The sequence below is a fragment of the Thalassovita sp. genome (assembly GCF_965218685.1).
Taxonomy (GTDB): domain Bacteria; phylum Pseudomonadota; class Alphaproteobacteria; order Rhodobacterales; family Rhodobacteraceae; genus Thalassobius.
Map to the genome: position 1 here is coordinate 1,292,406 of NZ_OZ244657.1, position 22,088 is coordinate 1,314,493.

19 protein-coding genes are annotated in these 22,088 nt (G+C 60.0%); 15 read left to right on the forward strand and 4 right to left on the reverse strand.

What is annotated here, in order from left to right; genetic code table 11:
* The first annotated feature begins 174 nt into the window (after nt 1-174).
* The 6 genes from ACOQOQ_RS06585 to recO are packed head-to-tail and all read left to right on the forward strand — an operon-like array spanning nt 175 to nt 6,922.
* On the forward strand, nt 175-2,052 hold the full coding sequence (locus ACOQOQ_RS06585; RefSeq protein ID WP_420569739.1) for an extracellular solute-binding protein: 1,878 nt from the start codon (nt 175-177) through the stop codon (nt 2,050-2,052).
* A 7-nt stretch (nt 2,053-2,059) separates the two neighbouring features.
* Nucleotides 2,060-3,145 (forward strand): microcin C ABC transporter permease YejB, encoded by a 1,086-nt coding sequence (locus ACOQOQ_RS06590; protein WP_420569339.1) that lies wholly within the window; start codon nt 2,060-2,062, stop codon nt 3,143-3,145.
* Nucleotides 3,145-4,257 (forward strand): ABC transporter permease, encoded by a 1,113-nt coding sequence (locus ACOQOQ_RS06595; protein WP_420569340.1) that lies wholly within the window; start codon nt 3,145-3,147, stop codon nt 4,255-4,257. The genes ACOQOQ_RS06590 and ACOQOQ_RS06595 overlap by 1 nt, the downstream gene beginning before the upstream one ends.
* Nucleotides 4,254-5,837, forward strand: coding sequence for an ABC transporter ATP-binding protein (locus ACOQOQ_RS06600; RefSeq protein ID WP_420569341.1), 1,584 nt, complete (start codon nt 4,254-4,256; stop codon nt 5,835-5,837). The genes ACOQOQ_RS06595 and ACOQOQ_RS06600 overlap by 4 nt, the downstream gene beginning before the upstream one ends.
* Nucleotides 5,834-6,166 carry a DUF1491 family protein gene (locus ACOQOQ_RS06605; protein WP_420569342.1) on the forward strand — a complete coding sequence of 111 codons (333 nt, stop codon included), beginning with the start codon at nt 5,834-5,836 and terminating at the stop codon, nt 6,164-6,166. Before ACOQOQ_RS06600 ends, ACOQOQ_RS06605 begins: the two co-directional genes overlap by 4 nt.
* Before the next feature lie 27 nt (nt 6,167-6,193).
* Entirely contained in the window at nt 6,194-6,922 is a 729-nt protein-coding gene (gene recO, locus ACOQOQ_RS06610) for a DNA repair protein RecO (RefSeq protein WP_420569343.1), read from the forward strand.
* On the opposite strand, the gene ACOQOQ_RS06615 is transcribed toward recO, so the two are convergent.
* On the reverse strand, nt 6,914-7,471 hold the full coding sequence (locus ACOQOQ_RS06615; RefSeq protein WP_420569344.1) for a TetR/AcrR family transcriptional regulator: 558 nt from the start codon (nt 7,469-7,471) through the stop codon (nt 6,914-6,916). The genes recO and ACOQOQ_RS06615 overlap by 9 nt on opposite strands.
* A gap of 119 nt (nt 7,472-7,590) precedes the next feature.
* Nucleotides 7,591-10,794: a 2Fe-2S iron-sulfur cluster-binding protein gene (locus ACOQOQ_RS06620; protein WP_420569345.1), complete on the reverse strand. Its 3,204-nt coding sequence runs from the start codon at nt 10,792-10,794 to the stop codon at nt 7,591-7,593.
* A 190-nt stretch (nt 10,795-10,984) separates the two neighbouring features.
* On the opposite strand from ACOQOQ_RS06620, the gene ACOQOQ_RS06625 reads away from it, so the two are divergent.
* Nucleotides 10,985-12,307, forward strand: coding sequence for an NAD(P)-dependent oxidoreductase (locus ACOQOQ_RS06625; protein ID WP_420569346.1), 1,323 nt, complete (start codon nt 10,985-10,987; stop codon nt 12,305-12,307).
* A gap of 18 nt (nt 12,308-12,325) precedes the next feature.
* Nucleotides 12,326-13,633, forward strand: a complete 1,308-nt coding sequence (preA, locus tag ACOQOQ_RS06630; protein WP_420569347.1) for an NAD-dependent dihydropyrimidine dehydrogenase subunit PreA — start codon at nt 12,326-12,328, stop codon at nt 13,631-13,633.
* A 112-nt stretch (nt 13,634-13,745) separates the two neighbouring features.
* On the opposite strand, the gene ACOQOQ_RS06635 is transcribed toward preA, so the two are convergent.
* Nucleotides 13,746-14,378 carry a TetR family transcriptional regulator C-terminal domain-containing protein gene (locus tag ACOQOQ_RS06635; RefSeq protein ID WP_420569348.1) on the reverse strand — a complete coding sequence of 211 codons (633 nt, stop codon included), beginning with the start codon at nt 14,376-14,378 and terminating at the stop codon, nt 13,746-13,748.
* Nucleotides 14,379-14,584: 206 nt separating this feature from the next.
* Between ACOQOQ_RS06635 and ACOQOQ_RS06640 the strand changes: the two genes are divergently transcribed.
* The 7 genes from ACOQOQ_RS06640 to ACOQOQ_RS06670 all read left to right on the forward strand — a co-directional run bounded on the left by ACOQOQ_RS06640 (nt 14,585) and on the right by ACOQOQ_RS06670 (nt 21,508).
* Nucleotides 14,585-15,835: a Zn-dependent hydrolase gene (locus ACOQOQ_RS06640; protein WP_420569349.1), complete on the forward strand. Its 1,251-nt coding sequence runs from the start codon at nt 14,585-14,587 to the stop codon at nt 15,833-15,835.
* A 17-nt stretch (nt 15,836-15,852) separates the two neighbouring features.
* Nucleotides 15,853-16,158: a hypothetical protein gene (locus ACOQOQ_RS06645; protein ID WP_420569350.1), complete on the forward strand. Its 306-nt coding sequence runs from the start codon at nt 15,853-15,855 to the stop codon at nt 16,156-16,158.
* A gap of 36 nt (nt 16,159-16,194) precedes the next feature.
* Nucleotides 16,195-17,655 (forward strand): dihydropyrimidinase, encoded by a 1,461-nt coding sequence (gene hydA / locus ACOQOQ_RS06650; protein ID WP_420569351.1) that lies wholly within the window; start codon nt 16,195-16,197, stop codon nt 17,653-17,655.
* Between the two features lie 90 nt (nt 17,656-17,745).
* A complete protein-coding gene (locus ACOQOQ_RS06655; protein ID WP_420569352.1) occupies nt 17,746-18,528 on the forward strand; it encodes an ABC transporter ATP-binding protein in 783 nt (260 codons plus the stop codon).
* A gap of 246 nt (nt 18,529-18,774) precedes the next feature.
* Entirely contained in the window at nt 18,775-19,638 is an 864-nt protein-coding gene (locus ACOQOQ_RS06660; protein ID WP_420569353.1) for an ABC transporter permease, read from the forward strand.
* Nucleotides 19,638-20,477, forward strand: a complete 840-nt coding sequence (locus ACOQOQ_RS06665; RefSeq protein WP_420569354.1) for an ABC transporter permease — start codon at nt 19,638-19,640, stop codon at nt 20,475-20,477. The genes ACOQOQ_RS06660 and ACOQOQ_RS06665 overlap by 1 nt, the downstream gene beginning before the upstream one ends.
* Nucleotides 20,478-20,518: 41 nt before the next feature.
* The gene (locus ACOQOQ_RS06670) at nt 20,519-21,508 is read left to right on the forward strand and encodes an ABC transporter substrate-binding protein (RefSeq protein WP_420569355.1); all 990 of its coding nucleotides are present in this window, start codon (nt 20,519-20,521) and stop codon (nt 21,506-21,508) included.
* Between the two features lie 54 nt (nt 21,509-21,562).
* Here the strand turns inward: ACOQOQ_RS06670 and ACOQOQ_RS06675 are convergent, their stop codons facing one another.
* Nucleotides 21,563-21,994, reverse strand: coding sequence for a MarR family winged helix-turn-helix transcriptional regulator (locus ACOQOQ_RS06675; RefSeq protein ID WP_420569356.1), 432 nt, complete (start codon nt 21,992-21,994; stop codon nt 21,563-21,565).
* Between the last annotated feature and the right edge of the window lie 94 nt (nt 21,995-22,088).

Consider the following 22,088-nt stretch of genomic DNA (forward strand, 5'->3'; position numbering starts at 1 on the left):
TCGCAAATGCACAAATCCCGGTGATTGGGGAATTCGCCGCTTGAACATGGTCATCGCCCCCCATTAGCTTATATCCAAGCAAGAACCCGGCAGGGCGGCTCGACCAGGAGGAAAAGGCATTTGAAACCCCATCGGACCCGTGCGCAGGCGCGCCCATTTCCCTTTGTGGCTTGGATTTCAACGCTGGCTGTGACCTTTGGGGCGCTGATGCTGGCCTTGCCCGCGCTGGCCGAGGACGAGAAGATTATCCGCTCTCATGGCTATTCCTATTTCGGGGATCTGACCTATCCGGCGGATTTCCCGCATTTCAGCTATGTGAACCCTGACGCCCCCAAAGGCGGCGAGATCGCCCTGTGGGCGCCCGGCACCTTCGATTCGATGAACCCCTACAGCCGCAAGGGCCGCGCGGGTCGGTACAGCTGGATGGTTTATGAAAGCCTGCTGGGCGAGATGCCTGCCTCGGGTGGTGGTGCCCCTGCCGATGTCTATGGCGAGATGTACGGTCTGCTGGCAGAACGTCTGGAATATGATGAAGGCAAGAACTGGGTGATTTTCTATATGCGCCCCGAGGCCCGATTCTCGGACGGGGTGCCCGTGACGGCGCATGATGTTGTGTTCAGCCATAACCTGCTGCTGGAACAAGGTCTGCCGTCCTATGCGCAGGCGGTGAAGAAACGGGTCCTGTCCTCCGAAGCATTGGACGACCACACGGTCAAATTCACTTTCGCCCCTGGCATTTCCCGTCGCAGCCTGATTGATCAGGTCGGCAGCGTGCCTGTCTGGCCGCGTCATTGGTACGAAGAAACCGGCGCCCGCCTGGATGAACCGCGCCTGGACGCCGCGCTGGGTTCGGGGCCCTACGTGTTGGACAGTTACGAGGTGAACCGCCGAATCGTCTACAAGCGGAACCCGGATTACTGGGGCTGGCACCTGCCGATCAACAAGGGGCGCCACAACTTTGATTCGATTCGTATCGAATACTTCGGCGACGATTCCGCCGCGTTCGAGGCCTTCAAGGCGGGCGAATACACCTTCCGCGCTGAAGGAAACTCCAAACAATGGGCGACCGGATACCAGTTCCCGGCCGTCGACAAAAAATGGGTCAAGCTAGAGACACTGCCGGACGGCACCCCGCCCACGCCCACTGGCATCGTGTTCAATCTGGGCCGCGAGGTGCTGAAGGACAAGCGCGTCCGCGAGGCAATTTCGCTGGGCTATAACTTCGAATGGACCAACCAGTCGCTGCAATTCGGGTTGTTCAAACAGCGCCACTCGTTCGTGCAAGGCTCGCATCTAGAGGCCAAAGGCGCCCCTGAAGGGGCCGAACTTGAGCTGCTGAAATCCTTCGGAGATCTGGCGCCGGCCGATCTGCTGACCGAACCGGCGGTGATGGCGCATAGCTCGAAACCTGACCGTCTGAACGACCGCCGCAACCTGCGCAAGGCGATGAAATTGCTGGATGCAGCGGGCTGGCCTGTGGGCAGCGACGGTAAACGCCGCAACGCGGACGGAGAGCTGCTGACCATCAACTTCCCCATTGCCTCCAGCGGGTCCGCGACGCTTGAGGCCGTGGTGGAAACCTTCACTCAGAACCTGCAGGCCATGGGCATCGACGCCAAGTTTGAAAAGATCGACCCGGCGCAGTTCACCCTGCGGACCCGCGAACGGGACTATGATCTGGTGTTCGACAGCTATCGCACTTTCCTGGACACCGGCACCGGGCTGCACCAGATGTATGGCTCGTCCGAAGCGGCCTTCAGCCTGTTCAACCCCGCCGGTCTGGCCAGTCCGCTGGTGGATGCGATCATTGATTATTCGCTGGAAACCACCACCGCCGAGGATCGCGACACCGCGCTGATGGCCCTGGACCGCGTCCTGCGTTACGAGCGGATCATGATCCCCGTCTGGTACAACGACAGCAGCTGGGTCGCTTATTGGGACCAATACGAACACCCGGCCGAGCTGCCGACCTATGCTTTGGGCGTCTTGGATTTCTGGTGGTACAACGCTGACAAGGCCGCTGCTTTGAAAGCAGCAGGCGCGCTGAGGTAACCGCCGCATGGGCGCCTATATTCTAAGACGACTGTTGCTGATCATCCCTACGCTGGTCGGCATCATGATCATCAACTTTGCCCTTGTGCAATTCGTCCCTGGCGGCCCGATCGAGCAGGTGATCGCTCAGATGCAGGGGCAGGGCGACGTGTTCGAGGGCTTCAGTGGCTCGGGCGAGGACGCAGGTGCGACCACCCCCACAGGGGATGAGCAATATATCGGCGCGCGTGGCCTGCCGCCCGAATTTATCGAACAGCTGGAAAAAGAGTTCGGCTTCGACAAGCCGCCCCTGACGCGTTTTCTGAATATGATGGGGAACTATCTGCGGCTTGATTTCGGTGAGAGCTATTTCAGGTCCATCAGCGTCACCGATCTGGTGGTCGAAAAACTGCCGGTGTCGATCACTCTGGGCCTGTGGTCCACGCTGATCGCCTATCTGGTTTCAATCCCGCTGGGCATCCGCAAAGCGATGAAGGACGGCAGCCCTTTTGATACATGGACCAGCGGGTTGATCATCGTCGCCTATGCCATCCCCGGCTTTCTATTCGCGATCCTGCTGCTGGTGCTGCTGGCGGGTGGGTCATACTGGCAGATATTCCCGCTCAGGGGGCTGACCTCGGACAACTTCGATCAGCTTAGCTGGCTGGGGAAGATCGGGGATTATTTCTGGCATATCGCGCTGCCTGTAATTGCCTCGACCATCTCGGCCTTTGCGACGCTGACTTTGCTGACGAAGAACTCATTTTTGGACGAGATCAAGAAGCACTACGTGATGACCGCCCGCGCAAAGGGGCTGACAGAAAACCGTGTGTTGTATGGACATGTCTTCCGCAACGCGATGCTGATCGTGATTGCGGGCTTTCCGGCCGTGTTCATCGGCGTTTTCTTTGGCGGCTCGCTGATTATCGAGACGATCTTTAGCCTGGATGGTCTGGGCCGACTGGGGTTCGAGGCCGCCGTCGCCCGCGATTACCCGGTGATTTTCGGCACGCTGTTCATCTTTGGCCTGATCGGGCTGGTCGTCGGCATCCTGTCGGACCTGATGTACGTGATCGTCGATCCGCGCATAGATTTCGAACGGAGGGAAGGCTGATGGCTCTGTCCCCTCTCAATCAACGCCGCTGGAACAACTTCAAGCGTAACCGCCGGGCGTTTTGGTCGTTGATCATCTTCTCGGTGCTGTTCGGCATTTCGTTGGTGTCTGAATTCATCGCCAACGACAAACCGATCCTTGTGAAATATCAGGGCGAATACTTTACGCCGATCTTCAAGTTTTATCCCGAAACGGCGTTTGGCGGGGATTTCCAGACCGAGGCCGCCTATCGCGATCCCGAGGTGCAATGCTTGATCAAGTCCGGCGGTTTGGAGGATTGCTTTGACGACCCCGAGGAAATCATCGAGGCGATCGACCGTGGCAGCCTGCAAGAAAGTCTGGAACATTTCCAGGAAGGTTGGGCCATCTGGCCGATCATTCCATATGCTTATGACACCACCGTCGACCGCCCCGGCGCAGCGCCTCTGCCGCCCAACGGCCAGAACTGGCTGGGTACGGATGACACGAAACGCGATGTGGTCGCGCGGGTGCTTTATGGTTTCCGTCTGTCCATCCTGTTCACCCTGATCGTGACCACTCTGGCTTCGGTTGTGGGCGTGATTGCGGGGGCATTGCAGGGCTATTTCGGCGGCTGGCTGGACCTTATTTTCCAGCGTGTGATCGAGATTTGGGGGGCGACGCCGTCGCTGTACGTCATCATCATTCTGTTCGCCATTCTGGGGCGCAGTTTCTGGCTGCTTGTATTTATCACGGTGCTGTTCGGCTGGACGGCCCTTGTGGGGGTGGTCAGGGCCGAATTCCTGCGCGCCCGGAACCTAGAATATGTTCGCGCGGCCAAGGCGCTTGGCGTCAGCAATGCCACGATCATGTTCCGCCACATGCTGCCCAACGCGATGGTGGCCACGGTGACCATGCTGCCCTTTATCGTGACCGGCACGATTGCCACGCTGGCCAGCCTTGATTTTCTGGGCTTTGGCCTGCCGTCCTCGGCGCCGTCATTGGGCGAGCTGACCTTGCAAGCCAAACAAAACCTTCAAGCGCCCTGGCTGGCCTTTACTGCATTCACTGTCTTTGCGGTGATGCTGTCCCTGCTGGTGTTCATCTTCGAAGGCGTCCGCGACGCTTTTGATCCCAGGAAGACGTTTCAATGAGCATTCTCAAGGTCAAGGACCTGAAGGTCAGCTTTCGTCAGGACGGGCGGACCAACATGGCCGTCAAAGGTGTTAGTTTCACCGTCGATCGCGGGGAAACCGTTGCCTTGGTGGGGGAAAGCGGCTCGGGGAAATCCGTCACCGCGCTGTCCACCGTGTCGCTGCTGGGCGATGCCGCACAGGTCGAAGGCTCGGTTACCTATGACGGGCAGGAAATGATCGGTGCTTCGGACAAGTTGCTGCGCAAGGTGCGGGGCAATGACATCAGTTTCATTTTCCAGGAACCGATGACCAGCCTGAACCCGCTGCACACCATTGAACGTCAGCTGGCCGAAAGCATTGCCTTGCATCAGGGGTTAGCAGGCGGCGCGGCCCGTGCCCGCATTTTGGAGCTGTTGGACAAGGTCGGCATCCGTGACGCCGAAAGCCGCCTGGGGGCCTATCCGCATCAGCTGTCTGGTGGGCAGCGGCAGCGCGTGATGATCGCGATGGCTCTGGCGAACAAACCCGATGTGCTGATCGCGGACGAACCGACCACCGCGCTGGACGTGACCATTCAGGCACAGATTCTGGAACTGCTGGCCGAGCTAAAAGCCAGCGAGGATATGGGCCTTTTGTTCATCACCCATGATTTGGGCATCGTCAAACGCATCGCCGACAAGGTTTGCGTGATGAAGGATGGCGAGATCGTCGAGGCGGGTCCCACGGCCGAGATTTTCGCCAACCCACAGCATCCCTATACGCAAAAACTGCTTTCTGCCCGTGCAGCGGGCCAGCCCGGCACCGTTCCTGCCGACGCGGCGGAACTTGTCAGCGCAGATCAACTGCGTGTGTGGTTCCCCATTCAGCGCGGGTTCTTCAAGAAGACGGTTGGCCATGTGAAAGCCGTGAACGAGGCAACGATTAGTGTGCGTGCGGGCGAAACGCTTGGAATCGTTGGGGAAAGCGGGTCTGGCAAGACGACTTTGGCGCTGGCGATCATGCGACTGATCGGGTCCGAGGGGGACATTCGTTTCGACGGTCAGGACATTCGCGAATGGTCTACACGCGAATTGCGGGCGCTGCGCAAGGACATGCAGATCGTGTTTCAGGACCCGTTCGGCAGCCTGTCTCCGCGCATGACCTGCGAACAGATCATCGCCGAGGGTCTGGGCGTGCATGGCGTCGAACCGGGGCGCAGTCCCCGCGATTTGGTGGCCGAGGTGATGGTCGAGGTCGGCCTGGACCCCGCAACGATGCACCGTTATCCGCATGAATTCTCGGGCGGGCAACGCCAAAGGATTGCGATCGCGCGGGCCATGGTACTGCGGCCTCGCCTCGTGGTTCTGGACGAGCCGACAAGCGCGCTGGATATGACCGTGCAAGTGCAGATCGTCGAGCTGCTTCGCGATCTTCAGGCGAAATACGGGCTGGCCTATCTGTTCATCAGCCACGACCTGAACGTCGTGCGCGCCATGAGCCATAAAATGATCGTAATGCGTCAGGGCGACGTGATTGAAGCCGGGGATGCGCAGGAAATATTTGCCAATCCGGGCATGGAATACACCAAGGCGCTGCTGGCCGCAGCGGACCTGGAATGAGCGATCGCCTGACCGCCCGGTTCTGGGTTGATGCTTATCTGACGCGCTTGCGCCTTTACGATATTCCCGCCTTCGTGGTGGCCCATGGGGACGATCACGCGGGGGCGGTTCTGGTCAAACTGAACACTCTTGACGGGCAAGCGCGCGTGTTCCAGCGCTCGTTTGACCTGATGAGTGGCGCGCGCAGCTGGGTCCCGCTTAGCGAAGGCGAGGAACGCGACGTCGACGCCGCCATCACCCGTCAGCGCGACTTTGATCCTGATCTTTGGGTGATCGAAGTCGAGGATGGACAAGGTCGGCATCTGCTGGATGAACCAGGGCTGGCATAACGCCCAAGCCCAAGGGATACTGACGTCATGGAATGGCGAGATCAGGGCATATTGCTGGGCGTGCGCCGGCATGGGGAAAACGCGGCCATCTTGGACGTGTTCACGCCCGAGCGTGGCCGCCATCTGGGTGTGATGCGCGGGGCGACCAGCCGTAAGATCGCGCCAATATTGCAGCCGGGCGCTCAGCTGGATTTGCGCTGGCGGGCGCGGCTGGAAGACCACATGGGCAGTTTCACGGTCGAGCCTGTCCGGTCGCGTTCAGCCATGGCGCTGGGGGACCGGCTGTCGCTGGCAGGGTTGAATGCAGTGGCCGCGATGTTGATGTTTTTGCTGCCCGAACGCGAGGCCCATACCCCGCTGTACCAGCGCACCGAAGCATTGCTGGATATCCTGGACGAAGTAGACGTCTGGCCGCTGGCCTATCTGAAATGGGAAATGGCGGTGCTCGAAGAGCTGGGCTTTGGGCTGGATCTGCGCAAGTGCGCCGTTACCGGCAGCCGCGAGGATCTGGCCTATGTCTCGCCTAAAACCGGGCGGGCCGTGTCACGTGACGCGGCAGGCGAATGGGCCGACAGGCTGTTGCCGCTGCCGCTGTGCATGCTGGGGCAGGGCGGGGCGTCAGATGGCGAGATCGCAGAGGGGCTGAAGACGACGGGCTATTTCCTGTCGCAGAAGCTGGCTGTGACACTGGGAAACAAACCCCTGCCTGAAGCCCGTCAGCGGTTCATGGATCTGTTTATGCGCCGATTAGCGTAGCGCCAGCACCAGATCGACAAGCGAGCCCATCGCGCTGGCATTGTCGCCCTGATCGCGAGCGGCCAGATATTCCATCCCGATATCTGCGGCATATATGATGCGTGCCCATTCGGGGTTGGTTATCCCGGTTTCGGACAGCAGAGTTTCCAGAACGTTCAGACGATCGTGGTCCACCTCGGCTAGACGCTCGGCGACCAGCGGGTTGGCGCGGGCCCAGGCGCGGATCGCGGCATCCAGCTTTAGCCCGCCCAAAGACTCGGGGCGATGTGAGGTCACGATCTGGCTAAGCTTGCGCAGCTTGGCGGTCGGGGTCGGTTCCGCCTCCATTTCATCGGGAATGTGGCTGACGGCCTGCTGGGCCCAAAGGTCCAGCATCGCCCCGTGATAGGTCGGAACATCCGCGAAATGCCAATAGAACGAGCCCTTGGTGGTGCCCAGACGGCGCGCCAAAGGTTCGGCTTTCAACGCGTCCGGGCCATCCTCGGCCAGAGCGGTGAAACCGGCAAGCAGCCAGTCGGTCTTGGAAAGGCGCGGTTTTTTCTGCGACATGAGTCCTCGGATAAGCCGAGTCTGTTTATTTCGCAAACGCAGAAAAAGCTTGTGGCGGATTTGTCGCTGGGGGTGTGGGAATCCTGCCCAAATCCCCGGCGAATCGCGCGGTTTCAGCGTCACAAGTCCAGTTTCAGTACGCCCCCGGGCTGTGCTGCGCGGGACTGGCACAGGATGATCGAGTTCTCGCGCTGCGCAGCCGAAAGAACAAAGTCCCGGTGCTCGATCTGGCCTTCGATAACACCGCATTTGCACACGCCGCAGATGCCATCCGCGCATTTGACGTCAATCCGCATGCCGTTTTCGTTCAGCACGTCGGCGGCGGTTTTGTCAGCGGGCACATCCAGGGTGCGGCCGTCCTTTAGTTGCAGCTTGAAAGCGTGATTTTCGTACTCGGGCTGCTCAGGAGGGCTGAAATACTCCAAATGGCGCGCCTCGTCGGGGAAACCGGCTTGTGTGGCGGCTTGCAAGACCCCCTCCATATAACGGTCAGGCCCACAGGTGTAGACATGCCAGCCGGGTTGGTAACCGGCCAGAACGGCGCTTAGATCCGCGCGCGAGCCTTCGTCGCTAAAGTGCAGATGCACGCGGTCGGCCCAGGGCACTGCGGCCAGATCATCCAGATACCCGGCCCCCGCGCGGGACGAGCAAGAATAGTGCAGTGCAAAATCTCGGCCCAGGGCGTGCAAGCGATGGGCAAATGCGATCATCGGGGTGATGCCGATACCACCGCCCATTAGGAAAGTTTTCGTGGCTTCCTCGTCCAGGTCGAAATGGTTGATGGGCTTCGAGATGAACACCTTTCGACCCGGGTGGAAAATCCGGTGCATCAGGGCCGAGCCGCCGCGTCCTTCATCCTCGCGCAGAACGCCGATCTGGTAATGGTCGGTACGAGCGGGATCGCCGGACATGGAGTATTGCCGCAAGAACTCGGGCGCGACCAACACGTCCAGATGCGCGCCGGCGGTCCAATCGGGAAGGGGGGTGCCGTCCAAAGTCGAAAACTCGTACTTGGTCACGTCGGTTGTCATCTTCTCGGCCTTGGTGATCTCGACCCGGATGACAGGCGCATCGCCGGGGACCACATAGCGGTGGACCATGGACAGGTTGCCCTTGGCCAGGCGCGCGCGGTATTCGTCTGCAGGGATCATGGCCTGATAGGCGGCGATCCCGGCCTCGCGGTCCATGGGAAAGGGATACGGCCAGGGCGGCGGGGCCAGATCGGCGGGGTAAACGGCCAGTGTCTGATCGGCGTAGCGCAGATCAAGATCGGTCTGCAGATCGCGCCGGTTTACCGGGGTGGGCGTGGGGCGATAGGCGCCGTCCTTGGACAGCTCGATATCCCACCACCATTTCTTGGTCTCGTTCAGCCCGCCATTGCCCACGGCATCGTCCAGCCGCGCCAGCAGTGGTGCCGCGCTGGGGATATGAGAGGCCGCCCATCGGAACGGGGCCTCGGCAAACAGCCCCTCAAGGTTCCACGGGCAGGTTTTCATGCAGCGCCCGCACATGGCGCCGCCTTGGGTGGTGATCCGATAGGTGGCGCATTTCTGGCTGTCGGATTTCCAGATCTCGTAGCCATTGAACATCAGCTTGGGCCCGGCCGTAATCGCCCCTGAGGGGCACTCGCGCGCGCATTTGTTGCAGGCCTCGCAGAACCGTTGCAGGCCAAAGTCGATGGGGCGGTCGTGGTCCATCGGCATGTCCGTGGTCACGACGCCCGATTTCAGGCGCGGGCCAAGAAAGGGGTTCAGGATCACCTCGCCGATGCGGCTGACCTCGCCCAGGCCGGACAGCAGCAGCAGCGGCGGTTGCAGCACTTCGCCGTCCATTACCGTATGCGCTTTGGCGGAATACCCAAGATCGCGGATATGCTTGGCCAGCACCCCGCCCAGCAGCGAAAACCGTAGATAAGCGCGCATGGACTGGGCGACGCTGATCCAGTCATCACCCGAAGCGCCCTCCATCGTTTCATAGCCCTGATCGATGATCATGCTGATGGCCTGATCGTGGGGCGGGTCAATCTTGCTGCCGGTGGCGTCATGGGAATACCAGGCCCACTCGGGACAGCGGGACAGGCCCACGGCGTCGGCCCCCAGGAAATAGGCGGTGGCCTTGATATTGGAGGCGTTGATTCGCGCGTCCGAGGGGCGGGCGCCCGCTGGGTTCGTTTCACCATTCTGGATCGTGGTAAAGGCGCCCAGCACCCGGCGCTGCGCCATGCTGGGGGCGGATTTGCGGGCGTAATGTCCATTCTTGGCGCCGGTCTGAACGTGGGGCCCCATGTCGCCGAACTGGGCGCGGGCGAACATGTCGGTGCGCTTGGGCACGCGGGCGACATTGGCCTCGTCGATATAGGTGGTGGGGGTGTCGGTTCGTTTGAGCGTCTCGAACGGGTGGGGTCCATCCATGAAGCGCCGGGTGGCATAAGGGTCTTGCGTGCGGCCAGATTTGCCATGATGCCCGCCCAGCCACCAACGCGCGCCCTTCAGCAAGGATTGCGGTTGCTGCGCCATGGCGGCCAGCGGCTGATCGGTCGTCAGGTTCATATCCGTCGTCACTGCGGCCAGCCCGAAGCGGGCGCCAATCCATGGGGCCTTCAGTCCGTCCTCTGCTGTCGCCAGCCCGGCGTGAACCGCAAGCGCGCCCAGGTGAACGTCGGTGCTGGCACTGCTATGGGCCATCGCGTTCCACCCAAGCAACCGCAGGTAATTCGCCAGAACCACCGCTGTTTCCGAGGCCCGCAGACAAGCGCGGTGTGCCTGAGCGTCGGCGATCCAATCGGTGCCGGCCTCTGAGGGGCCGGGATCGCGCGGGTATTCGTACAAAAAGACCAAAGCGTGCGTATGTCCGGAAATGCCCTTGGCCTGGGCCTCCATCGCTTCGCGCAATTCGGCCATGATAACGTCGATCCCCGAGGCCAAAGTCTTGGTTTGGCGCGTGCGCAGCTCTTCAGCAAGGCGGTCGATATCAGGGTTGCGGCGGGGTGCGTCCAGAACCGCCTCATCGGGTAGCTTGCAGATGCCGACCATGCTGGCATCGGAAAAATAGCCAAAAGCCTTCAGGTGCTGTGCGCGCTCGGTCGGGTCTTGGGGGATTTCGGCCCGCGCCGTGTTCACGAACCCATCGCGAATAGCGTCCAGCATCGCCTGATATTCGCCCATCGCGTTGACGATGCTTTCAGGTGCGTCTGGGCGGGTGAAATCCAGCGGCGTGTCCTCAGGAATGTTCCCCGTGTGCGCAGAGGCGCGCACCAGTTTTTCCAAGGGATAGGGCCCCAGATGAACCGCGCGATTCCTGTCCGAAAATAACTTCAGTGCCATGATGCCCCCCTCTTCGCTTGTATTGCTCAGCCTACATTCGAACCGAACGCAGACAAGCAAGTTGATGAAAAACCGTGCATTCCACCCGGTTGAGACCCAGAAAATACCGCGAATAAATTTTACCAGTTGATAAAAAATAAATCCGTGGAATACTGAACTCAATAACAAACCAAGCACAGTGGAGGTTGGAATGAGTTCAAACACCCTGACGCCAGGCATTGCCGCGGGGCGATTGGCGCATGACGACTATGCTCAGAATTTTGCCGATTTGCATCCGGCCCTGACCGAACATGAGGCCCTGGTGGCCGCAGATCGGTGTTACTTTTGTCATGATGCGCCTTGCATGACGGCCTGTCCGACCAGCATCGACATCCCCTTGTTCATTCGCCAGATCGCGACCGGCACGCCAAACGAGGCCGCCAAGACGATCCTGTCGCAGAATATCCTGGGCGGGATGTGCGCGCGGGTCTGCCCGACCGAAACCTTGTGCGAAGAGGTCTGCGTCCGCGAAACCGCCGAAGGCGAGCCGGTGCAGATCGGTCGATTGCAGCGCTATGCGACGGATACTCTGATGGAGGCGGGTCAGCACCCGTTTGACCGCGCAGCCCCCACCGGCAAACGCGTGGCCGTTGTCGGCGCGGGCCCTGCGGGATTGTCCTGCGCGCACCGCCTGGCGATGCATGGCCATGACGTGGAAATCTTTGATCCGCGTCCCAAGGCGGGCGGTCTGAATGAATTCGGAATCGCGACCTATAAATCCGTAGATGGCTTTGCTGGCAAAGAGGTCGACTGGCTGATGCAGATCGGCGGGATCACCGTGAACACGGGTAAGGCGCTGGGCGTAGCCCTGTCGCTGGAGGCGCTGACCAATGACTATGACGCGGTGTTCCTGGCCATTGGGTTGGCGGGCGTCAATGCTTTGAACGTGGATGGCGAGGACAAAGACGGTGTCGTGGACGCGGTCGAGTTCATCGCGGATCTGCGGCAAGCCTCGGATATGGGCGCGGTGCCGATTGGGCGCGACGTGGTGGTGATCGGTGGCGGGATGACCGCGATTGACGCAGCCGTGCAGGCCAAACTGCTGGGCGCGCTGAACGTTACGCTGGTTTATCGTCGCGGCAAGGACCGGATGAATGCCAGCGAGTTCGAACAGGACTTGGCCACCAGCAAAGGCGTGCGGATTATCACCAATGCCTCGCCTAAGGCCGTGATCGGCAACGGCGCGGTGCGCGAGATCGAGTTCGAATACACCGATGATGAACTTGCTCCGACGGGGGAAACCTTCCGTCTGGCTGCCGATCAGGTGTTCAAGGCGATCGGGCAGACCTTGGGTCGTTCTGATTTGCCGGATCTGGACGGGCGCAAGATTGCCGTCACCGAAACGGGCCGCACAAGCATGACGGGCGTTTGGGCCGGGGGCGACTGTGCCTCGGGCGGGGACGACCTGACCGTAACCGCCGTGGCCGAAGGGCGCGACGCCGCCGAAGACATCCACGCCGCATTGTCGGCGTAAGCAGAGGGAGATAAGCGAATGGCCAATCTCGCAAGCGAATTCATCGGGATCAAATCCCCAAACCCGTTCTGGCTGGCCTCGGCCCCGCCAACGGACAAGGAATACAACGTCCGCCGCGCCTTTGAGGCCGGCTGGGGCGGTGTCGTCTGGAAAACCCTGGGGTCCGAAGGGCTTCCGGTGGTCAACGTCAACGGGCCTCGGTACGGGGCGATCTGGGGGGCGGATCGGCGCCTGTTGGGGTTGAACAACATCGAGCTGATCACGGATCGCCCGCTGGAAACCAACCTCAGGGAAATCAAATCGGTCAAGCGTGACTACCCCGACCGCGCGCTGATCATCAGCCTGATGGTGCCGTGTGACGAGGACAGCTGGGCCGATATCCTGAAACGGATCGAGGATACCGGGGCCGACGGGGTAGAACTGAACTTTGGCTGTCCGCACGGGATGGCAGAACGTGGCATGGGCAGCGCCGTGGGGCAGGTGCCTGAATACATCGAGATGGTGACGCGCTGGGTGAAGAAACACTCGCGCATGCCCTGTATCGTCAAGCTGACGCCAAATATCGCGGACATCCGCAAACCCGCCGAGGCGGCCAAACGTGGCGGCGCAGATGCAGTCAGCCTGATCAACACGATCAACTCGATCACCTCGGTCGATCTGGACGATTTCGCGCCCGAACCCTCGATTGATGGCAAAGGTACGCATGGGGGATACTGTGGGCCGGCAGTGAAGCCGATCGCGCTGAACATGGTGGCCGAGATTGCGCGCAACCCCGAAACCCATGGCCTGCCGATCAGCGGTATCGGCGGTGTCACCACCTGGCGCGACGCGGCCGAGTTCATGACCTTGGGCGCGGGAAACGTGCAGGTGTGTACGGCGGCGATGACCTATGGCTTCAAGGTCGTGCAAGAGATGATCTCGGGGCTGTCGGATTACATGGACCGCAAGGGAATGACCTCGACCAGCGAGTTGGTTGGGCGCGCTGTTCCGAACGTGACCGATTGGCAGTACCTGAACCTCAATTTTGTCACCAAGGCCAAGATCGACGAGGATGCCTGTATCAAGTGCGGTCGTTGCTATGCGGCCTGCGAGGACACCAGCCACCAGGCCATCGATATGTCCGACGACCGTGTGTTCAGCGTGAAAGATGACGAATGCGTGGCATGCAATCTGTGCGTCAACGTTTGCCCCGTCGAGGGTTGCATCACCATGGAAAGGGTAACGCCGGGCCAGGTGGACGAACGCACAGGTAAAGAGGTGCCCGAGGAATATGGCAACTGGCTGGATCACCCAAACAATCCGGGCAACAGCTGCGCGGCTGAATAAGTGGTGAACCCTTGCGGGCGTTGCCAAACGGAGCGCCTGCGGCGCACAGGTTCAGGCAGGTCGTTTCATTCTGAAACGGCCTGCCGGTCTGGCGCTTGGGGCAGAGGTGGCGTCAGGGGTTCACGCCGAGCAGATTGCGGAAGAGGGTGTCCAGATAGGTCTCGGCGCTGGTGAGGATGTCGTCTTCGTCGGGGGTAAGAACCGAAACCTGGGCTTCGAAATCGGCATAATGCTGGGTGGTCGCCCAGATCGAAAAGATCAGGTGGCGAGGATCAACCTTGTTGATCTTGCCGGCATCCATCCAGCCTTGAATCACCTTGGTTTTCTCGTCGAACAGCGGTTTGAGATCGGACAAAAGGTGCGGGCCCATGCGGGGTGCGCCTTGCAGGATCTCGTTGGCGAACAGGCGGCTTTCGCGGGGGAATTCACGGCTCATCTGGGCCTTGCGACGAACATAGGCGCAGATCTCTTTGAGCGGTTCCCCGTTCGGGTCCATTTCGTGCAGGGGGTCCAGCCACGTTTCCATCAGCTTGTTTAGCAATGTGACGTGGATCGCTTCTTTGCCATCGAAGTAATAGAGGATGTTCGGTTTGCTAAGGCCCGCGTGTTCGGCGATCTGATCCAGGGTCGCGCCGCGATAGCCATGAGTCGAAAAAACCTCGAGCGCAGCGTCCAGGATTTTCTTGCGATTGCGCAATTGAATCCGGCTGGGTTTCTTGGCTGGAGCGGTATTCTGGATAGGCATTCAAACCCCTTCTGGTGAAGTGATGCAAAATTCATCGGCGATCAGTTTAGACTAACCACATGGGAAAAGTCGCCAAGAGATTTCTTGACATGTGGCAGCCTGTTCGCAATCGTGAATTTACCAAATGGTAAAAAAGCAGCAAGAGGGCATCGCTCTCCAGCCAGGTTGGCCCTCTTGTCAGGAAGAAACAAGACGAGGGAAGACCAATGCCAGCGCCCGGAGAAAACCTGAAGATCAACGGTGATCGTTTGTGGGACAGCCTGATGGAGATGGCCAAGATTGGACCGGGCATCGCCGGAGGTAATAATCGCCAGACCGTGACGGATGAGGATGGCGAGGGGCGCGCTCTGTTCCAGAAATGGTGTCAGGAGGCGGGCTGCGAGATGGGGCTCGATCAGATGGGTAACATGTTTGCCATGCGTCCGGGAACCGATCCGGATGCTTTGCCGGTCTATGTCGGCAGCCATCTGGATACGCAGCCGACCGGTGGAAAATATGATGGCGTTTTGGGCGTTCTGTCCGCGCTGGAGCTGATTCGTACGATGAATGATCTGGGAATCAAGACCAAGCATCCCATCGTCGCCACCAACTGGACCAACGAAGAGGGCACGCGTTTTGCGCCAGCCATGCTGGCCTCGGGGGTGTTTGCAGGCATTCACACGCAGGATTGGGCCTATGACCGAGAGGATGCCGAGGGGCTGAAATTCGGGGACGAACTGGCCCGGATCGGCTGGAAAGGTGAGGAAGAGGTCGGCGCGCGCAAGATGCACGCCTTCTTTGAGCTGCATATCGAACAGGGCCCCATTCTGGAGGCCGAGGGCAAGGATATCGGCGTTGTCACCCATGGGCAGGGCCTTAGCTGGACGCAGGTGACAATCACCGGCAAGGATGCGCATACCGGATCGACCCCGATGCCGATGCGCAAAAACGCCGGGCTGGGTATGGCCAAGGTGCTGGAGCTGGTGGACGAAATCGCCTGGTCGCATGCCCCTCATGCGGTGGGCGCTGCAGGTCATATCGACGTCTTCCCAAACTCGCGCAATGTGATCCCAGGTAAGGTGGTGTTCACCGTCGATTTCCGCTGTCCCGACTTGGCTGTGATCCAGGATATGGAGGCGCGCCTGAAAGAAGGCGCGACGAAAATTTGCGATGAGATGGGGCTGGGCGTAGAGTTTGAAAAGGTGGGTGGATTCGACCCCGTCACCTTCGACGAAGACTGCGTAACGGCGGTGCGATCGGCGGCAGAGCGTCTGGGCTATAGCCATCGGGACATCATCTCGGGGGCGGGGCACGATGCCTGCTGGATCAACCAGGTGGCGCCCACGGCGATGGTGATGTGTCCCTGTGTGGACGGGCTGAGCCACAACGAGGCCGAAGAGATATCGAAGGAATGGGCGACGGCGGGCGCGGATGTGCTGCTGCATGCAGTCGTCGAAACCGCCCAGATCGTCGAGTAATCCCGAAAGGGCCAGACATGGTGACGAAGGACGAAGTCAAAGCAGAGGTCGCAAAGGCGATTGATGGGTTCGCGCCCGCCAATCGCTCGGATGTGGCGACGCTGGCGGACTTCAAAAGGGCGGTGGTCGAGCCGCGCCTTGTCACTGTGAATTTCAGTGGCGGGATCACCCAGAAATGTTGGAACGTGACGCGATCGAACGGAATGTACCGTGTCATTTTCCTGCCTACAGCGGGGTATTTTTCGCTGTGTGTGGAATCCGATTTTGGGCCGCTGGACATTGGGGTCCACGGCGATGCGATAGGGTGTTTCGGGTCCGTCTGACCCGCCGCGCCAACAGATAAGACAGGGAGTTACGACATGACCAAGGTGATCAAGGGCGGAACCGTTTGCACCGCTGACCGGACATGGAAAGCCGACGTTCTGATCGAGGGTGAAAAGATCAAACAGATCGGCGAGGATCTGAAGGGCGATGAATATATTGATGCCGAGGGCGCCTATGTGATCCCCGGCGGGATCGACCCTCATACCCACCTGGAAATGCCATTTATGGGGACCACGGCGGCGGAAACTTTCGAATCCGGCACCTGGGCGGCGGCCGTGGGCGGGACCACGATGGTGGTGGATTTCTGCCTGCCCGGCGAGGATGGCAGCATCAAGAACGCGATCCACGAATGGCACCGTAAATCCGCGCCTCAGATCTGTTCGGACGTCGGCTATCACATGGCGATCACCGGCTGGAACGAGCAGGTCTTCAACGAGATGAAAGACGCTGTGGACATGGGCGTGAACTCGTTCAAGCACTTCATGGCCTACAAGGGCGCGCTGATGGTCGAGGATGACGAGATGTTCGCCAGCTTCAAGCGCTGTCGCGAGCTGGGCGCACTGCCGATGGTGCATGCTGAAAACGGCGATCTGGTGGCCGACATGCAAGAGGAAATGCTGGCCAAGGGCATCACAGGCCCCGAAGGCCACGCATATTCCCGCCCCCCGGAATTCGAAGGCGAGGCCGCCAACCGCGCCATCACCATTGCTGATGCGGCAGGCACGCCGCTGTATATCGTGCATGTCAGCTGCGAACAGGCGCACGAGGCCATTCGCCGTGCCCGACAAAAGGGGATGCGCGTCTATGGCGAGCCGCTGATCCAGTTCCTGACGCTGGACGAAAGCGAGTATTTCAAGGGCGACTGGATGCACTCGGCCCGCCGCGTGATGTCGCCGCCCTTCCGCGACAAATCCCACCAGGACAGCCTGTGGGCCGGACTTCAGGCCGGCAGCTTGCAGGTGGTTGCCACTGACCATGCAGCCTTTACCAGCGAACAGAAACTGATGGGCAAAGACAATTTCTGCCTGATCCCCAACGGCTCGAACGGGCTGGAGGAACGTCTGGCCGTGCTGTGGACCCAAGGCGTGGAAACAGGCCGTCTGACGCCGAACGAGTTTGTCGCCGCGACCTCGACCAATGTGGCGAAGATCCTGAACATCTATCCGCAGAAGGGCGCGATCGTCGAAGGTGCGGACGCCGATATCGTGGTTTGGGACCCCAAGATCAGCAAGACGATCAGCCAGGCCAATCACCACTCGGTGCTGGACTACAACGTGTTCGAGGGCTTCGATGTCACAGCCCAGGCTCGCTATACCCTGAACCGCGGCGAGGTCATCTGGGCCTGGGGCCAAAATAGCCAGCCGCAGCCAGGGCGCGGCCGGTTCATCCCGCGCCCTGCGTTCAACTCGGCCAGTGTCGCTCTGTCCAAGTGGAAAGAGCTGACCAGCCCGAAAATGATCCAACGCGATCCGATGAACATCCCGGCCGGGATCTAAGAAACCCGCGCCTCGGCCCATGGCCGGGGCGCCCACCAAGACGACACCACAGACCGTGAAAATATCACGGCAACGGAGCACTAGGGACGTATGACCGAAACTGTAATCAGCGCGAAGGGTCTAAACCTGACCTTTCAGACGAATGATGGGCCCGTACACGCGCTGCAAGACGTGAATCTGGAGATCGAAAAGGGCGATTTCGTCAGTTTCATCGGTCCGTCGGGCTGTGGCAAAACCACGTTTTTGCGAGTGATGGCGGATCTGGAAACGCCCACTGCCGGCTCGATCCTGGTGAACGGTGTGACGCCCGAGGAGGCGCGTAAATCCCGCGCCTATGGCTATGTGTTTCAGCATGCGGGCCTGTATCCGTGGCGCACGATTGGCGGCAACATTCGCTTGCCACTGGAAATCATGGGCTATGGCAAGGCCGATCAGGACACCCGCGTGAAACGCGTGCTGGATCTGGTCGAACTGGCCGGGTTCGAAAAGAAATTCCCTTGGCAACTGTCGGGCGGTATGCAGCAGCGCGCCTCGATCGCGCGGGCCCTGGCCTTTGATGCGGACATCCTGCTGATGGACGAACCCTTTGGCGCGCTGGACGAAATCGTGCGCGATCACCTGAACGAACAACTGCTGCAGCTATGGGCGCGCACGAACAAAACCATCTGTTTCGTCACCCACTCGATCCCCGAGGCCGTCTATCTGTCCACCAAGATCGTGGTGATGTCGCCGCGTCCGGGCCGAATTACCGACGTGATCGAAAGCACCCTGCCGCGGGAACGTCCACTGGATATCCGCGACACGCCCGAATTCCTGGAAATCGCCCATCGCGTCCGTGATGGCCTGCGCGCGGGGCATGCCTATGACGATTGATCGAGGTCCCAACCTGACAGAGACCCGGGGGGCGGCCCATTACAGCCTCCCCCCGCAATCTCCCCGCACTTGGGTTAAGGACGCGGGCCCCTTCTTCGCTCACGGTCATCGGCTCTCCAGCCTGTACCGTGGGGCTAGAAAATCACTAATTCCTTTCTTTGCTCTTAAAATACTCAAAGAACTACGCGCGAGGCTGGGTCAGGCATTTGAGTATTTGCGGAGCAAAGAAGCGGGGGGTTTGGGCGTATGAGGCGGGCTTTCATACCGGTACTGACCGTCGTGGCGGTTATCTTTGCGCTTTGGTATGGCGCGGCGGTCGCGTTGAACACACCTTGGGCTTATGATCAAGCGAAGCGTGCGAAAGTCGAGTTGAGTTTTTCGGAGCTGGTGGCCGATACCTGGAGCCAGAAAAAACCCAAATTGCCAGCGCCTCATCAAGTGGCCACCGAGATCTGGAAAACTACGGTTGAAAAGAAGATCACCTCGAAACGGTCGCTGATCTATCACTCGGGGATCACGCTGAGTTCAACCATGTTGGGGTTCGTACTGGGCACCGTGCTGGGCATCGGGCTGGCCGTGGGGATCGTCTATAACCGGGTGATGGACATGAGCGTGATGCCTTGGGTCATCGCCAGCCAGACTATTCCCATTCTGGCGATTGCTCCAATGATCATTGTGGTGCTGAATGCGATTGGCATCTCAGGTCTGCTGCCCAAGGCCATTATCTCGATGTACCTGTCGTTTTTCCCTGTCGTGGTCGGCATGGTGAAGGGGCTGCGCAGCCCCGGCGCAATGCAGCTGGACCAGATGAAAACCTGGAGTGCCAGCAGCGGGCAGCAATTTTGGAAACTGCGCTTGCCCAGTTCCATGCCTTACCTGTTTGCCTCGTTGAAAATCGCGATGGCCGCGTCGCTTGTGGGCGCCATCGTGGGTGAGCTTCCGACGGGTGCTGTGGCTGGTCTGGGTGCGCGTCTTCTGGCCGGGTCTTATTACGGTCAGACCATTCAGATCTGGAGTGCGCTGATCATGGCGGCAGCCCTTGCGGCCTGTCTGGTGGCGATCATTGGCGTGATCCAGCGGGTGACGCTGAAGCGGATGGGGATGGCGTGATGGGGTGGATTGTCTTTGGATTGATCGCCTGGGGCTCGGGTTGGGGGCTGAACATTTGGCTGTCACGCTTGCCGCGCAGCCGGGCCACGTCGCTGGCAGTGCCGATCATCTTTGGCGTGACCATCATCCTGATCTGGGAATCGATGGTGCGGGGGGTCGGAATATCGCCTGTGCTGTTGCCCGCCCCCAGTGCGATTGCGGTGCGGTTCGTGGCCTCGACCGGTATCTTGTGGGAGGATTTCGTTCAAACCGTGCTGAAGGGCGCGCTGAGCGGGTATATCATCGGATGCGGAGCCGCATTTGTCATGGCGGTGGTCGTGGATCGGTTCCCGTTCCTGAAGCGCGGGTTGCTGCCGGTGGGCAACTTTGTGGCCGCGCTGCCGATCATCGGGATGGCGCCCATTCTGGTGATGTGGTTCGGCTTTGACTGGCAGTCCAAGGCTGCGGTGGTCGTCGTGATGGTGTTTTTCCCGATGCTGGTGAACACGGTCGAGGGGTTGCAGGCGACGGACAATATGCAGCGCGATCTGATGCGGACATACGCATCCAACTATTGGACGACGCTGCTGAAGCTGCGGCTGCCTGCCGCAATGCCGTTTATCTTCAACGGGCTGAAAATTGCCACGACCCTGGCGCTGATCGGGGCTATCGTGGCCGAGTTCTTCGGATCCCCGATCAAGGGGATGGGGTTTCGGATTTCCACAAGTGTGGGGCAGCTGGCACTGGATCTGGTCTGGGCCGAGATCGTTGTCGCCGCCATCGTGGGATCCGCATTTTACGGCGGGGTCGCGCTGTTGGAAAAAGCAGTGACCTTCTGGCACCCGTCACAGCGAGGCTGAGCAAAACAAATCAACGAATAAACAAACTAGGAGTGTATGAAATGAAAACCATGGTGAAATCGCTGGGCGTTGCCGCCCTGGCGTTGTGGGGCGGGATGGCCCAGGCGGCGGACGAGGTGACGTTGCAGTTGAAATGGGTCACGCAATCTCAGTTCGCGGGCTACTATGTGGCGCTGGACAAGGGCTTCTATGAAGAAGAGGGCCTGGACGTCACGATCAAGCCGGGTGGACCGGATATCGCGCCTGCTCAGGTGATCGCGGGCGGTGGTGCCGACGTGGTTCTGGACTGGATGCCATCGGCCCTGGCCTCGCGTGAAAAAGGTCTGCCGCTGGTGAACATCGCACAGCCGTTCAAGTCCTCGGGCATGATGCTGACCTGCCGCAAGGACGCGGGCGTGTCTAGCCCCGCTGATTTCGCGGGTAAAACCCTGGGCGTCTGGTTCTTCGGGAACGAGTATCCCTTCCTCAGCTGGATGAGCAAACTGGGTCTGGCCACGGATGGTTCAGACGGCGGCGTGACCGTTCTGAAACAGGGCTTCAACGTCGATCCGATCCTGCAAGGGCAGGCGGCCTGTGTGTCGACCATGACCTATAACGAATACTGGCAGATCATCGACGCGGGCCTTAGCCCTGACGATCTGGTGGTTTTCAAGTACGAAGATCAGGGCGTCGCCACGCTTGAGGACGGCATGTACGTGCTGGAAGAAAACCTGAACGATCCCGCGTTCGTCGAGAAGATGGTCAAGTTCGTCCGTGCTTCGATGAAGGGCTGGAAATGGGCCGAAGAGAACCCCGATGACGCCGCCATGATCGTGCTGGATAACGATGCCTCGGGCGCTCAGACTGAAGAGCATCAGAAACGCATGATGGGTGAAGTGGCCAAGCTGACCGCGGGCTCGAACGGTGCGCTGGATCCGGCAGATTACGAACGCACCGTGGCCTCGTTGCTGGCAGGTGGTTCGGATCCGGTGATCTCGAAGGCGCCCGAAGGCGCCTGGACCCACATGATCACGGACAAGGCGCTGAACTAATCCCCACGCTTTGGTCCAAAGGAAAGGCCGGCCAGTTAGGTCGGCCTTTTTGCGTTACTTGGGGCTGTTCTGGCTAACTTTGTGAAGCAGGTGGACCAGCGTTTCGCGCTCTTCCGCGTTCAGCCCGTGGGTGATCTCGTCCTGAACCCTGGCGGCCACTTTTTCGATGTGGGACAGCACCTCGGCACCCGAATCAGTCAGGGTCAGCACCCGTGCGCGGCGGTCTTTGGGGGAAACGGTGCGCTCAACAAATTTTTTTTCCACCAATCTGTCCACCACGCCACCCATAGTCGCCCGGTCACAGGCGACCCAGGCAGCCACTGTCGCCTGGTCCACTCCGGGGTTCAGTTTGATCGCTGACATGGCCGCGAACTGAAATGGAGTAATATCAATGCCTTCGCGGGACATATGCTCGTGAAACAAAGCGGTAGAGGCTTGGTGTGCGCGCCTGATCAGGTGCCCCGGCATTTCGTGATATTTGGACATTTTCTCTCTGGTTTTTAATTATTACCGACCGTATGGTCAGTTTTATCAGTGGCTAGCGTTGTTTTCAATTCCATGCTACTCGATTGACATGATC